Source organism: Rhodococcus ruber NBRC 15591, assembly GCF_001894945.1.
Taxonomy (GTDB): Bacteria; Actinomycetota; Actinomycetes; order Mycobacteriales; family Mycobacteriaceae; genus Rhodococcus; species Rhodococcus ruber.
Window position 1 is genome coordinate 84,942 of sequence record NZ_BCXE01000035.1, and the last position, 13,616, is coordinate 98,557.

The window sequence follows — 13,616 nt, forward strand, 5'->3', positions numbered from 1 at the left end:
TCATGGCTCGCTATACCGGTCCCGTTACCCGTAAGTCGCGTCGTCTGCGTGTCGACCTCGTCGGAGGCGACCAGGCGTTCGAGCGTCGCCCCTACCCGCCCGGCCAGCACGGCCGCGCGCGGATCAAGGAGAGCGAATACCTGCTCCAGCTGCAGGAGAAGCAGAAGGCCCGCTTCTCCTACGGCGTGATGGAGAAGCAGTTCCGTCGCTACTACGAGGAGGCCGCCGGCCGGCCCGGCAAGACCGGCGAGGTCCTGCTGACCATCCTCGAGTCGCGTCTGGACAACGTCGTCTACCGTGCCGGTCTCGCCCGGACCCGCCGTCAGGCCCGCCAGCTGGTGAGCCACGGTCACTTCCTGGTGAACGGCAAGAAGGTCGACATCCCCAGCTACCGCGTCTCGCAGTACGACATCATCGACGTCCGCGAGAAGTCGCTGGGCACGCTGCCCTTCCAGGTGGCCCGTGAGACCCAGGGCGATCGTCCGATCCCGGGTTGGCTGCAGGTCGTCGGCCCGCGTCTGCGGGTGCTGGTCCACCAGCTCCCCGAGCGCGCGCAGATCGACATCCCGCTGCAGGAACAGCTGATCGTCGAGTACTACTCGAAGTAAGGCGCTTCGCGCCGTGGTGTCCTTCCGGTCCTCCCGAGGTCCGGGGGGACACCACATCCCGACCAGGGCGTCATATGGCGGACGCCCACAAGGAGGCACTCCATGCTCATCTCGCAGCGACCCACCCTCAGCGAAGAGGTCATCGCCGACGACCGCTCGAAGTTCGTCATCGAACCCCTCGAGCCGGGCTTCGGGTACACCCTCGGCAACTCGCTTCGTCGCACCCTGCTGTCCTCGATTCCGGGCGCGGCCGTCACCAGCATTCGCATCGACGGCGTGCTCCACGAGTTCACCACGGTTCCCGGGGTCAAGGAGGATGTCACCGACATCATCCTCAACCTCAAGGGCCTCGTGGTCAGCTCGGAAGAGGACGAGCCGGTCACCATGTACGTCCGCAAGCAGGGCCCCGGCACCGTGACCGCGGGCGACATCGTGCCCCCGGCCGGTGTCACCGTCCACAACCCGGACCTGCACATCGCCACCCTGAACGACAAGGGCAAGCTGGAGATCGAGCTCGTCGTCGAGCGCGGCCGCGGCTACGTCCCTGCCGTCCAGAACAAGGCGTCCGGCGCCGAGATCGGCCGTATTCCGGTCGACTCGATCTACTCGCCGGTGCTCAAGGTGACCTACAAGGTGGAGGCGACCCGCGTCGAGCAGCGCACCGACTTCGATCGGTTGATTCTCGACGTGGAGACCAAGAACTCGATCACCGCGCGGGACGCGCTCGCTTCGGCGGGCAAGACCCTGGTGGAGCTCTTCGGTCTGGCTCGTGAGCTGAACGTCGAAGCAGAAGGCATCGAGATCGGTCCCTCGCCCGCCGAGGCCGACCACATCGCCTCCTTCGGACTCCCCATCGAGGATCTCGACCTCACGGTCCGGTCCTACAACTGCCTCAAGCGCGAGGGTGTGCACACCGTCGGTGAGCTCGTGGCACGCACGGAGTCCGACCTGCTCGACATCCGCAACTTCGGTCAGAAGTCCATCGACGAGGTGAAGGTCAAGCTGCACTCGCTCGGCCTCTCCCTCAAGGACAGCCCCGCGTCCTTCGACCCGAGCACCGTCGCCGGCTACGACGCCGCGACCGGTACCTGGAGCGACACGGACGCCGGTTCCTTCGGCGACGCCGAGGGGAACGAGGACTACGCCGAGACCGAGCAGCTGTAGCAGCTCACGGTCCGTTACTAGGAGATTCATCATGCCCAAGCCCAAGAAGGGTGCCCGCTTCGGCGGGTCGGCCTCGCACCAGAAGGCGCTGCTGGCCAACCTGGCCACCGCGCTCTTCGAGCACGGCCGCATCACCACCACCGAGGCCAAGGCCAAGGCCCTGCGGCCCTACGCCGAGAAGCTCGTCACGCACGCGAAGGCCGGCACGCTGGCCAACCGTCGTGAGGTGCTGAAGGTCATCCGCAACAAGGACGTCGTCCACACGCTGTTCGCGGAGATCGGCCCGTTCTACGAGGACCGCAACGGCGGCTACACGCGCATCGTCAAGACGATGCCGCGCAAGGGTGACAACGCTCCCATGGCGATCATCGAGCTCGTCAAGGAGAAGACCGTCACCTCCGAGGCCGACCGCGCCCGTCGCGTCGCCGCCTCGCAGAGCGCGCCGGCCACCGAGGCCCCGGCCGAGGAGAACGTCGTCGAGGCCGTCGAGGCCGACGCCTCCGACGCGCAGGTCGAGAACGCGGACGCCGTCGTCGACGCGATCGAGGACGAGACCGCCACCGCGGCCGACGCCAAGGACGCCGACGAGGCCAAGAAGGACTAGTCCACTTGGTTTCGGCATCCGCTGAAGCGAACGAGCCCGTCGCCCCCCACCGGGGCGGCGGGCCCGTTGCTTTCGAGAACCCGTCCGCCGCCGGTGAGGACAGCACCCGGCTGCGGCTCGACATCGCCTACGACGGCACCGACTTCTCCGGCTGGGCACGGCAGCCCGGACGACGGACGGTGTGCGGGGAGATCGAAGAGAAGCTCGGGGCGGTCGTACGCACTCCGGTCCAGCTCACGGTCGCCGGGCGGACCGACGCCGGGGTGCACGCGTCCGGTCAGGTCGCGCACGTCGACGTCCCCACCGCTACCCTTCCGGACGACCTCGCCCGCCTGGTGCGGCGGCTCGCGCGGTTCCTGCCGCGCGACGTCCGCGTCACCGGCATCTCCGTCGCCCCGCCCCACTTCGACGCCCGTTTCTCGGCGGTCCGCCGGCACTACGAGTACCGGCTCACCACCGCCGTCTACGGCGCCGAGCCGCTGCGGGCCCGCGACACCGTCGCCTGGCCCAAACCGGTGGACGTCGACGCCATGCGTGCCGCCTCGCGGTCGCTGCTGGGCCTGCACGACTTCGCCGCCTTCTGCAAGCGGCGCGACGGTGCGACGACGGTCCGCGAACTGCAACGCTTCGACTGGACGCGCACAGGGGACATCCTCACCGCGCACGTGAGCGCGGACGCGTTCTGCTGGTCGATGGTGCGCAGCCTCGTCGGGGCGGCGCTCGCGGTAGGGGAGGGGCGGCGCAGTGTCGAGTGGACGACCGCGCTGCTCGACGAACGGCAGCGCGCCGCGGCCGTGGCCGTGGCTCCGGCGCACGGACTCAGCCTCGTCGGCGTCGACTATCCCCCCGACGACGAACTCGCGGCACGCAACGCGGCCACCCGCGAGGTACGTGGGCCCGTCGGTCCCGGCTGCTGCTGACCCGCGGCCGAACCCGCCGGTGATATGTTCCGACGAGCACGTCCCCCGGCCGGCCCGGCCGGGGGATCGGCATGTGAGGGAGGCACAGTGCTCGACCTGCCCGCGATCCGGCGGCGAGGCGCGACGGTCGCGGCGGCCCTGCTCGCCGCGGCGTCCCTGCTGACGGCACCGGCGGCCGCCGAGCCGGCTCCGGCCGGGGCCTACGTCGATCACGTGGAGGAGCGAACCGCGCGCGACTGGGTGTTGCACGTGTACTCACCGTCCATGGACCGGGTGATCCCGGTCGAGGTGATCCGGCCCGCCGACACTTCCGCTGCCCGGCCGACCTTCTACCTGCTCAATGGAGCGGGTGGGGGCGAGGACGCCGCGAACTGGCGGGAGCAGACGGACGTCCGCGAGTTCTTCGACGGCAAGAACGTCAACGTCGTCACCCCGGTGGGCGGGGCCTTCTCGTACTACACGGACTGGGTCCGTGACGACCCGAAGCTCGGCCGGCACCGGTGGGCGACGTTCCTGACGTCGGAACTGCCGCCGGTCGTGGACGCGGCACTGGGCGCCGACGGTCGCAACGCCGTGGCGGGGATGTCGATGTCGGGCAGTTCGGTGCTGGCCCTCGCGCAGCAGTCGCCGGGACTGTACGAGGCGGTGGCGTCCTACAGCGGGTGCGCGCAGACGAGCAGCGATCCTGGGCGCAGCTACGTCGAAGCCGTCGTCACGATCGGGGGCGGCGAGGTCGAGAACATGTGGGGCCCGATCGGAGGGCCGGGGTGGATCGCCAACGACGCGGCGCTGAACGCGGAGAAGTTGCGCGGGACGACGCTGTACATCTCCTCCGGCGGTGGCCTGCCGGGTCCGCACGAGGCGGCCCTGGGCGGGCAGGTGGATCCGGTCGACCTACTCGTCCTCGGATCCATCGAGGCGGCTACGGCACAGTGCACCGAGCGGCTGCGACGGACCTTCGACGAACTCGGGATCGAGGCGACCTTCAGCACAGCGGCAGAGGGCACGCACTCGTGGGGATACTGGCAGGATGCGCTGCACGAGTCCTGGCCGATTCTCGCCGAGGCGATCGGCGCGTAGCGCGGTCCGGCACGAGCGACGGAAACGGCAAGGGGCGAGGTCGGGTGACCTCGCCCCTTTCGCTACGCGCGTCGAGGCTTCTCTCAGATCAGCCAGCTGAGGAAGGAGAGCACGTGGTCGACCAGGGAGCCGAGCGAGCCGAGCAGCATGGGGATTACCTCCGATGTCGATGGACAAATCCTGGACGTACGTCCAACCAAGATCTAAGTACAGGATGTCCGCTTTGCCCAGAAAATGTGACGCAGGATACCGGGGCACGGCGAGGGTTCCGAGGTCAGTCCGCGATCATCCGGAGCAGCGCCGCGAGCGCGCGGAACGGCAGCGTCAGGACCCGCAGGAACAGGACGCCGAGCTCGGCGAGTGGCGCCACCGTCTCCGCGGCGTCGGCCGCCCTCTCCACTCGGTCCACGGCTCTGCGACCCCGTCGACGATGTCTGTCCACCGGCGCACGGTAGCAGGCGGTTCGCGAAATCTGACAGGAGGATGTTTCAGATTCCGCGGCACGAGTTATCCCGGCAGTGCCGGGGTGCGCGTGCCGCCGGGGAGGACGGCCGCGCGCCCCGGCACCGCTGCGGGCCCGCGCCCCGGCTCGACCGGGCCTTCGACACCCGGCACGGCCGGGAGTTCACACCCCGGCGCGGCCGGGAGTTCACACCCCGGCGCGGCCGGGAGTTCACACCGTCAGCCCGCCAGGTGCCGCGCGATGACCAGCCGCTGGATCTGGTTCGTCCCCTCGAAGATCTGGGTGATCTTCGCGTCCCGCATGAAGCGCTCGACGGGAAAGTCCCGGGTGTAGCCGTAGCCGCCGAGTACCTGCACGGCGTCGGTGGTCACCTTCATCGCCGCGTCGGTCGCGACGAGCTTGGCGACCGACGCCTGCCGCGAGTAGGGCAGACCGGCGTCCTTGCGGCGCGCGGCGTCGATGTAGGTGGCGCGGGCCGAGTCCACCGCCGCGGCCATGTCGGCCAGGACGAATCCGAGGCCCTGATGGTCGATGATCTTCTTGCCGAACGCCTTGCGCTCCTTGGCGTAGGCGGTGGCCTCGTCGAGCGCGGCCTGCGCGAGACCCACCGCGACGGCCGCGATCCCGAGGCGGCCCGAATCGAGGGCGCTGAACGCGATCGGCAGGCCCTGCCCCTCGGCCCCGATGCGGCGCTCCTCGGGGACGAACGCATCGTCGTAGTGGGCGGTCGTGGTGGGGATGGCATGCAGGCCCATCTTCTCCTCGGGCTTGCCGAAGCTGAGGCCCTCGGTTCCGGCGGGCACGAGGAAGCAGGAGATGCCCTTGGAGCCGGCGTCGGAGGTCCGGGCGAACAGCGTGTAGAAGTCCGCCTTGCCGCCGTTGGTGATCCACGCCTTCGATCCGGAGATCCGGTAGCCGCCGTCCACGGCTGTCGCGCGGCAGGTCAGGGCCGCGGCATCGGACCCGGCCTGCGGCTCGGACAGGCTGTAGGCGCCGATCGTCTCGCCGCCGAGCATGGCGGGCAACCACCGGGCCTTCTGCTCCTCGGTGCCGTGGGTGGCCAGCGCGAAGCACGACAGGCCGTGCACACTCACCGCGACCGCGACGGCCGCCCAGCGGGCGCCGAGCTCCTCGAGCACCTGCAGGTACACCTCGTACGGCTGATTCCCGCCGCCGAACTCCTCCGGGTACGGCAGGCTCAGCAGTCCCGCCGCGCCGAGGGCGGGGAACACGCCCTCGGGGAACGTCTCGTTGCGCTCGTGTTCGACGACCCGCGGCGCGAGAACCTTGTCCGCGACGTCGCGGGTCAGCTCGATGAGGTCGTAGGCCTCGGGGGTGGGCAGCAGGCGCTCGACGGGCACGGTGACTCCTCGCTCGGAAAATAGTACTGAGAACGATACTGCAGTACTATCTGCAGTATGACAAGAGCGGGAACCCGGCGCGGCACGGCGCGGCAGGCGCAACTGTTCGACCAGCTCGTCGCGCTGTTTCTCGCCGAGGGCTTCGCCCGCTTCACCCTCGACGACATCGCCGCCCGCCTGCACTGCTCCAAGTCGACCCTGTACGCCCTCGCCGAGAGCAAGGACCGCCTCGTCCGGGCCGCCACCGTGCACTTCTTCCGCGGCGCGACCGAGCGCGTCGAAGCCGAGCTCGACGGCCGCAGCGGCGCCGTCGACCGCATCCGCGGCTACCTCGAGGCCGTCGGCCGGCAACTCGAACCCGCCTCCGCGCAGTTCATGGAGGACATGGCTGCCGCCCCCGCCGCCCGTGAGGTCTACGAGCGCAACACCCGGCTCGCCGCCGAACGCGTCCGCGACCTCATCGCCGTCGGAGTCGCCACCGGCGAACTGCGCGACGTGCACGCCGCGTTCGTCGCCGACGTCGTCGCCGCCGTCATGGTCCGCATCCAGCAGCGCCACGTCGCCGAGGCCATCGGCCTGCCGGACGCCCAGGCCTACCGCGAACTCGCCGCCCTGCTCACCCACGGCCTCACCGCCTGACCCGCCTACCATCGGGCCATGGACGCCGAAGCCCCGATTCGTCTCGAGATCGTCGTCGCCAGCGTGCGGGCCGGGCGGATCGCGCCCGTCGTCGCCGACTGGTTCGCCGCCGCCGCGCGGCAACGCCGCGAGTTCGACGTCGGCGTGCTCGACCTCGCCGACACCCCGCTGCCGCAGGATCTGTCCGGCGGCCGGGAGGCCGAGGCGTTCACCCGGCGCATCGGTGCGGCCGACGCGTTCGCGATCGTCACCTCCGAGTACAACCACGGCTATCCGGCCGCCCTGAAGACCGCCCTCGACACCGTCAAACACGAATGGCGCACCAAGCCGGTCGGATTCGTCTCCTACGGCGGGCTCTCCGGCGGTCTGCGCGCCGTCGAACAACTCCGGCAGGTCGTCGTAGAGGTGCACATGGTTCCCGTGCGCGAATCGGTCAGCTTCCACCGCGTCAAGCACGCCTTCGCCGCCGACGGCACCACCACCGACGGCGCCGCCGCAGATGCGGCCCAGCGGATGCTGACCCAGCTCGCCTGGTGGGCACGGACCGTGCGCGCCGGACAGAGCGCCGAACCCTACCCGGGCTGAGGAACCCGGCTGCGCCCACCCGCGCGCGGACGACCGAGGAACGCGGCTTCGGCGCCGACACTCACCAGCGACAACGACACCCGGCGGCCCCCAGCCGTGAGCACCACCCGATCCCCGGCCGCTCCGGGCTGCAGGATCGACACGTCCGGGCGCTCACGCGGCCACCGATCCGGATCCACGTGCACGTGGATCGCGGTCGCCCCGGCGGGAACCGCCGCCGGGCGCACACCGTCGTACACGATCGTGTCGAAACCCCGCTCGTCGCCACCGAGGCGCAACCGGTCCGGTCCCGCGGCGGCGAGCAGGGGGCGCCAGGCCGAGGCGCGATCGGTGTGGATCGCCACCCGCGCGCCGATCGCGACCGACCGGAACACCAGCTGCTGCGCCAGGTACAGCTCCCCGGCGACGTAGACGGTGCGCACGCCCCGGCCGGTCACGCGAGCTGACACGGCCGCTCCGGATTCGTCCGCCCCGACCACCTGCCCGCATCCTGTCACCGGCAGGGTCAGGGCGTCGGCGTCGCCGAGCTGCACGGTGCGCAGGGGGACCAGATCCTCGAGCCCCGCCGCGGCCGTCGGCGTCGACGCCAGCAACCCGTCCAGTTCGCGACTCCACAACCGCCGAGTGCCCGGCATCCGGCGGCTCGGCTCGGGGGACCGGCTCGTTCCGCGCAGCACCGCCCCCACCCGCACGGTTCCGGGCTCGGTGCCGGGTCGCAGGCGCACCGTGATCGTCGCCGACGACAGCGGCTCCGACCAGACGCGGGTCAAGGTCGCCCGGTCGAGGTGACCCGGTTCGACGACCGAGGCCCGGCTGAGACCGCCGGGAAGCCGTACCGCGTCGCGATCCTCCTCGAGCAGTAGCGGATCCGCGCATCCGGTGACGGACTCCACCGCCCGGGTGATCTCTCCCGCGTCGAGGATCCGCGCGGCGTGGTGCTGTTCCGCCAACGCCCGCACGACCCGGCGCGCCGCGATGCTCACGGCGCGTGCCGCGCCCTCGGCCCCGCCGCCCCGGCGCGCCACCGCGGCCGGGCAGGCGAGGGCGTCGAACCGCAGCGCGAGCCACACCGTGCGGGTCCCGGCGGCGGGCAGCGGACCGACCAGGCTCCCGTATGCCTCGCCGGCCACGGTCTCGTCGCACGCCCGGCGGCCGTGCGCGACGACGTCGATCCCGTCGAGTTCGACGTCGTGCCGCGAGAGGCACGCGGCGATCGCCGCCAGCGGAAGCCGGCGCAGGGGATCTGCCCGGTCGCGTGTCAGCCGGGTGAGGTCGCCGCCCGTCGGCACCAGCTCCACGACCGCGACGACGGCCGAGCCGTCCCAGCACACCCCGACAGGTCCGTCGCCGGCCGCGGCGACGTCGACGATCACCGGGGCGGTACGGATCGGACGGTTCCGGAATCGCCACCATTCCCGCGACCAGTCGACGGCGTCGCGCCCCCGGACCGGGACCACCACCGACACCGCGGCCAGCGCCGCCACGACCACCGAAGCGGGAAGCGGGGCGCCGGCGGCCGCCGCGATCGTCCACCCGATCAGCGCTGCACACTGCGCCCGCACGACCCCGGCCGCGGAGCGGCGCCGTGGCCGCCGGAAAACCCCATGCTGCACGACGATTCCCCCGTTCCCCCCGAGCGACGGCCCGGTCCCCCCGATGTTCCCCGCCGGAACTGTACTGTGTTGCGGCGGAGGGGGCGTCGTACGGGGGAGGATCGATGGGAGCGCAGCCGACCACGCGCTGGCAGGTCAACGGCTACCGGTTTCTGGTGCGCCGCATGGAGCATGCACTGGTGCGGCGGGACGTGCGGATGATCCACGACCCGATGCGGTCGCAGTCACGCGCGCTGGCGGTGGGTGCCGTCCTCGCCTGTGTCGGACTCGCGGGCTGCGCCGCACTCGCCCTGTTCCGCCCGCAGGACAAGATCGGCGATGCCACCATCGTGGTGGGTCGCGAATCCGGCGCGATGCTGGTCGCGATCGACGGCACCTTCCATCCGGTGCTCAACCTGGCCTCCGCCCGCCTGGTGCTCGGGCGGCCCGACGAGCCCACCGTCGTCGCCGACGAGGAATTCGAGACGCGCCCACGGGGTTCCCTCGTCGGCATCCCCGGTGCGCCGTCGGCGCTGGCACACGTCGCGGAACCGCTGTCGTGGACGGTGTGCGACACCGTGGCCTCCGACGGAAGCCGCTCGGTCACCACAATTGTCGCCGCCGGGGAGCCCGCCTACGGCGACCGCGCACGACCGCTCACCGACGACGAGGCCCTGCTCGTCGCGGCCGACGGCAGGCACCATCTGGTGTACCGCGGATCGCGCGCCGAAGTCGACCTGTCGGACCGCGCGCTCACCCGCGTTCTCGGCCTCGATGCCGGCATGGCGCGTCCCGTCGGTCCGGCCCTGCTCGCCGCCATCCCGGAGGTGCCGCGGCTCGAGGCTCCGCGGATCCCCGGCGCCGGCGACGAGCCCCGCTATCCTATCGGCTCGCTGACCGTCGGTTCGGTGGTCCGCGTCGCAGTGCCGGACGGGAAGAAGTTCTACGTCGTGCTGCGCGACGGTGTGCAGGAGGTGTCCGAGGCGACGGCACAGATCGTCCACTTCACCGATTCGCAGGGCGCCGCGGAGATCCCTGCCGTCCCGCCGGATCTGCTACGGGACGCGCCGGCCGTGCGGGGTCTCGACGTGGACACCTTCCCCACGACCGTGCCCACGGTCGTCGATGCCGGCGACCGCCCCGTCGGATGCCTGACGTGGACCCCGGAGGCCGCCGCGGACGGACAGTCGCGGTCCGTCGTCGAGGTGTCGGCAGGCTCGGCACTGCCGCTACCCGAGGGGGCGGTGCCGGTGTCCCTGGCTCAGGCGGACGGTGGCGGGCCCGAGGCCGACAGCGCGTACCTCGCGCCCGGCCGCGGCGCGTTCGTGCAGACCACCTCCGTCGCGCCGGACAGTGCGCGGCGCGGCGCCCTCTTCTACGTCGCCGACACCGGCGTGCGGTACGGCATCGTCGACGCGGACGCCGCGACCGCCCTGGGATTCTCCGAACCCGTGCCCGCGCCGTGGCAGATCGTCGAATTGTTCGCGCCGGGACCGGCACTCGGGCGGGCGGAGGCGCTCGTCGCTCACGACGGCGTCGCACCCGATCCGGACCCGGCGCCGGTCGGCGCCGGCAGCTGACGCCGGCGTCGCAGCGACGCTGTCGCTCCCACGATCACGAGCACCACAGTCGCCGCGACGACCGCGACGTTCCGGGGCCGTTGATCCGTCGGCGCCGGTGGTGCCGGGGATGCGACGGCCACCGAACGGGGCACCTGCGGACGCTCTTCCGTCCACGGGGCGGTCACCGCCGCGAACGGGTCGATGACGCCGTGTCCCACCCGCGGATTCCAGCCCTCGGCCGGCGCGTGCGCCGTGGCCTCGATCCGCAGCGCGACGGCGCGGGCATCGAGATGCGGAAATCGTGCCCGTACCAGCGCGACGGTCGCGGATACGAGTGGCGCCGCGAAACTGGTGCCCGACACCGGAATCGGGCCCTGTGCTCCCCGATAGGCGTCGACGAGGCCGTCCGCGGTGGGATGCAGGGAGACCACACCGCTGCCGGGTGCGGCGACATCCACCCACGGTCCCGGCAGGCTGAAGCTCGACGGTGAGCCGTCGGGCTCGACCGAACCGACCGTCAGTACGTAGTCGTCGTACCAGGCCGGCGAGGCCACGGTCGTGACCGCACGCCAGGGATCCTCGCCCGGGCGGAGCGGATCGAGTCCGTGCGGATTCGACCCCCGGCAGCGCTCCTCCACATTCCCGGCGGCGGCGACGACGACGGCGTCCTTCACCTCCGTCGCGTACCGCACCGCCGCCCCGAGTTCGGGGTCGTCGATCCCTTCTGCGGCCGGAGCGCAGGCGACCTCGGAGATGTTGATGACGGTGGCGCCGCGATCCGCGGCGTGGCGCACCGCCATCGCCATCGTGCGCACGTTGCCGTAGCCGGGTGACGTGCGCGCATCCTGGTCGTCGGCGTCCGGCCGGTGCGCCGAGAAGTGGCGGCTGGACTGGCGCACGGTGAGGATCCGCGCGTCCGGGGCGCCGCCGGCGAATCCCGACCCGGCGACCGGGCGGGCCGCGACGAGTCCCGCCACCAGGGTCCCGTGGGCGTCGCAGTCCTGCGTCCCGTCGCCCGAGGAGACGTAGTCCCCACCGGGGACCAGCCCGGGCAGCCTGGCGTTCCGGCCCACTCCGGTGTCGATCACCGCCACGAGCTGGCCCGCGCCGCGCGTCAACGGCCACACGGCCGGAAAATCCAGGAGGCGTTGCGGTTCCGGGATCGAGGCGGTGTCGTCGACGGTGGCGACGGTGGTGCACGGCGAACGTTGCGCGGTATCGTCGACGGGGCCGGGCGCCGCGGGGGGAGGCAGGCTCCCGGCATCGGCGGGCGGGGGCTGCGCCCCGGCGAACGGGGCCGTGCCGAAGGACGAGGTCGTCAGCACCAGAGCGACGAGGAAGAGACGTGCCCCGCGGGCCACGTCAGATCCCGCGGACGGCGGCGTAGAGCCCCGTGACCCAGCAGGCCAGCGGCAGGACCGTCGCGATCGTCGCGTACTCGACGAGCTCGGCGGCGCGCCGCTGCACCGGAGTGAACGAGCGACGCGGGGCGGCCACGCCGAACACCAGCGCTGCGGCCGCGACGCCCGCGGCGAGGGCGAAGACCGCGACGGGCGGCACGGATCCGCTGATCGCGGCCGCGGCGAGCAGGGCTACCGGCACGGATGCGCCGCCTGCCACCAGCAGCGTCGCCTGGCGCGCGTCGGTATAGGTGCGGCCCCGCAGCATGATCACCGCCGCAGCGGCGAGCGCCAGGGCGGTGCCCGGTCCGACGGGGTCGTCCCCGGACAGCGGGGCTGCCGCGCACCACGCACCGGCGACGGTCAGAACGGCTCCCGCACCGACGAGACCGGTGAGGTGGTCGCGTGCCCGCGCGGCGGCCGCCGCGAGCTCGCCCCGATCGGGCAGGGACCGGTCCTCGCCGTCTGGGCCGTCCTCTCCGTCCTCGATCCGGGGTGCTCCCGCGCCGGGGCCGGGTACCGGGGGCAGCGGCAGGTCGGCGAGCTTCATGGCGAGCCGGGGAGCGAACGTCACGGTCAGCATCGCCGTGACGACGACTCCGGCTCCGACCGCGGACGCGGGGATTCCCGAGGTGGCGACGAGGAAGGCGGCCGCCGCCACCGCGGCGACGGCGGCAACCGCGGTGAAGGGCACCCGTCCGACGTCGGCCGAGACCAGGACCAGGGTTGCCGCGGCCCCCGACAGGACCGCACCGAGCATCGAGTGTGCCGGTCCGAAGGCCCCCGGCACCACGAGGATTCCGGTGACGAAGGCGGCCGGCACCGCGCAGGCGCACAGCAGCGCCACGGGGCGACGGTCGTCGCGGGCCCGGCCGAGCAGGATCCCGGCGAGCAGGAGCAGGACGGCGAGTGCGCCGCAGCCGGCCCCGGCGGCAAGCCGTCCCTCCGGCGCGGAAAGGCGCAGCAGAGCCCCCGCACCGACCGCCGTCGCGGACAGGGTGACCGCTGCCGCGACCGTCGCCGCCGCGCCCGGCGACCAGCGGCCCGTCCCGGCCTCGTCGGCGGTCGCGACGCTGTGGGTCACGTCGTCGAACAGCGGGGGTGGCGCCGGTGTCGACGCGTCCTCGAGCACGAGCAGATCGCCGTCGCGGACGCCCTGCTCGTGCAGACTCAGTGCCGCCGCGAGCCGCGACGAACCGAGGCGGGCCAGCGCCCATGCTTCGGGCTCGACCCGCTCGACGGAGGGGTCGAAGTCGTTGACGGCGCGGTGACTCGCGACGAGGTCGACGACGCCGGGCACGATCAAGGCGACGGGCACGTCGCCGGGCAGGGCGAGATCGACCTGTGTGTGCCGTGCCAGCACGGTCACCCGGCAGAGTTCGGGTGGGTCGATCCGCCCCGGTTCGGTATGCGCAGCCGTCATCGTCCATCCCCCCGTCGTCCCCCGACCGTGCTTCGGTCCGGACGGGCTCGCCCGCCCGCCCGGACCTCGCGGAGACGATACGACATCGCCTCGCGCAGACGCCGTCGCGTCCGCCTGCATGCCGATCCATCCGGTGTGCGTTACCCTTCGTCGACCGTGGGGGGACGGCCGTCGCGAGGACGGCTGCCGTGGTGGGGCGGTGGGGGTGGGTTCGT

13 protein-coding genes are annotated in these 13,616 nt (G+C 72.3%); 8 read left to right on the forward strand and 5 right to left on the reverse strand.

Annotated features, from left to right (window positions below):
• Positions 1-2 precede the first annotated feature (2 nt).
• The 5 genes from rpsD (at position 3) to RR3_RS21080 (ending at position 4,376) form a co-directional block, all read left to right on the forward strand.
• Positions 3-608 carry a 30S ribosomal protein S4 gene (gene rpsD, locus RR3_RS21060; protein WP_003938065.1) on the forward strand — a complete coding sequence of 202 codons (606 nt, stop codon included), beginning with the start codon at positions 3-5 and terminating at the stop codon, positions 606-608.
• A 102-nt stretch (positions 609-710) separates the two neighbouring features.
• Positions 711-1,772 carry a DNA-directed RNA polymerase subunit alpha gene (locus tag RR3_RS21065; protein WP_006947180.1) on the forward strand — a complete coding sequence of 354 codons (1,062 nt, stop codon included), beginning with the start codon at positions 711-713 and terminating at the stop codon, positions 1,770-1,772.
• A gap of 31 nt (positions 1,773-1,803) precedes the next feature.
• The gene (gene rplQ / locus RR3_RS21070) at positions 1,804-2,376 is read left to right on the forward strand and encodes a 50S ribosomal protein L17 (protein ID WP_003938063.1); all 573 of its coding nucleotides are present in this window, start codon (positions 1,804-1,806) and stop codon (positions 2,374-2,376) included.
• 5 nt (positions 2,377-2,381) lie between these two features.
• On the forward strand, positions 2,382-3,296 hold the full coding sequence (truA, locus tag RR3_RS21075) for a tRNA pseudouridine(38-40) synthase TruA (RefSeq protein ID WP_064066055.1): 915 nt from the start codon (positions 2,382-2,384) through the stop codon (positions 3,294-3,296).
• A gap of 87 nt (positions 3,297-3,383) precedes the next feature.
• The gene (locus RR3_RS21080) at positions 3,384-4,376 is read left to right on the forward strand and encodes an alpha/beta hydrolase (RefSeq protein WP_017679667.1); all 993 of its coding nucleotides are present in this window, start codon (positions 3,384-3,386) and stop codon (positions 4,374-4,376) included.
• Between the two features lie 274 nt (positions 4,377-4,650).
• Here RR3_RS21080 and RR3_RS25235 read toward each other — a convergent pair whose 3' ends face one another.
• A complete protein-coding gene (locus RR3_RS25235; protein WP_255325556.1) occupies positions 4,651-4,785 on the reverse strand; it encodes a hypothetical protein in 135 nt (44 codons plus the stop codon).
• Between the two features lie 272 nt (positions 4,786-5,057).
• Positions 5,058-6,200 carry an acyl-CoA dehydrogenase family protein gene (locus RR3_RS21085; RefSeq protein ID WP_048773479.1) on the reverse strand — a complete coding sequence of 381 codons (1,143 nt, stop codon included), beginning with the start codon at positions 6,198-6,200 and terminating at the stop codon, positions 5,058-5,060.
• Positions 6,201-6,257: 57 nt separating this feature from the next.
• Between RR3_RS21085 and RR3_RS21090 the strand changes: the two genes are divergently transcribed.
• Positions 6,258-6,839 carry a TetR/AcrR family transcriptional regulator gene (locus RR3_RS21090; protein ID WP_064066056.1) on the forward strand — a complete coding sequence of 194 codons (582 nt, stop codon included), beginning with the start codon at positions 6,258-6,260 and terminating at the stop codon, positions 6,837-6,839.
• 18 nt (positions 6,840-6,857) lie between these two features.
• Positions 6,858-7,424, forward strand: a complete 567-nt coding sequence (locus RR3_RS21095; RefSeq protein WP_010595591.1) for an NADPH-dependent FMN reductase — start codon at positions 6,858-6,860, stop codon at positions 7,422-7,424.
• On the opposite strand, the gene eccE is transcribed toward RR3_RS21095, so the two are convergent.
• Entirely contained in the window at positions 7,412-9,037 is a 1,626-nt protein-coding gene (gene eccE, locus RR3_RS21100) for a type VII secretion protein EccE (RefSeq protein ID WP_064066057.1), read from the reverse strand. The two genes, RR3_RS21095 and eccE, sit on opposite strands and share 13 nt — an antisense overlap.
• Before the next feature lie 104 nt (positions 9,038-9,141).
• Between eccE and eccB the strand changes: the two genes are divergently transcribed.
• Positions 9,142-10,596, forward strand: coding sequence for a type VII secretion protein EccB (gene eccB, locus RR3_RS21105; RefSeq protein ID WP_064066058.1), 1,455 nt, complete (start codon positions 9,142-9,144; stop codon positions 10,594-10,596).
• Here eccB and mycP read toward each other — a convergent pair.
• The gene (mycP, locus tag RR3_RS21110) at positions 10,542-11,939 is read right to left on the reverse strand and encodes a type VII secretion-associated serine protease mycosin (RefSeq protein ID WP_040272358.1); all 1,398 of its coding nucleotides are present in this window, start codon (positions 11,937-11,939) and stop codon (positions 10,542-10,544) included. The two genes, eccB and mycP, sit on opposite strands and share 55 nt — an antisense overlap.
• Before the next feature lies 1 nt (position 11,940).
• A complete protein-coding gene (gene eccD / locus RR3_RS21115; protein WP_048773474.1) occupies positions 11,941-13,401 on the reverse strand; it encodes a type VII secretion integral membrane protein EccD in 1,461 nt (486 codons plus the stop codon).
• Positions 13,402-13,616 lie beyond the last annotated feature (215 nt).

Excerpts from the sequence above, each read along its gene's own strand:
- rpsD (WP_003938065.1), top strand. The coding sequence starts at position 3 with ATGGCTCGCTATACCGGTCCCGTTACCCGTAAGTCGCGTCGTCTGCGT.
- RR3_RS21095 (WP_010595591.1), top strand. The coding sequence starts at position 6,858 with ATGGACGCCGAAGCCCCGATTCGTCTCGAGATCGTCGTCGCCAGCGTG.
- eccD (WP_048773474.1), bottom strand. The coding sequence starts at position 13,401 with ATGACGGCTGCGCATACCGAACCGGGGCGGATCGACCCACCCGAACTC.
- RR3_RS21065 (WP_006947180.1), top strand. The coding sequence starts at position 711 with ATGCTCATCTCGCAGCGACCCACCCTCAGCGAAGAGGTCATCGCCGAC.
- RR3_RS21090 (WP_064066056.1), top strand. The coding sequence starts at position 6,258 with ATGACAAGAGCGGGAACCCGGCGCGGCACGGCGCGGCAGGCGCAACTG.
- eccB (WP_064066058.1), top strand. The coding sequence starts at position 9,142 with ATGGGAGCGCAGCCGACCACGCGCTGGCAGGTCAACGGCTACCGGTTT.
- rplQ (WP_003938063.1), top strand. The coding sequence starts at position 1,804 with ATGCCCAAGCCCAAGAAGGGTGCCCGCTTCGGCGGGTCGGCCTCGCAC.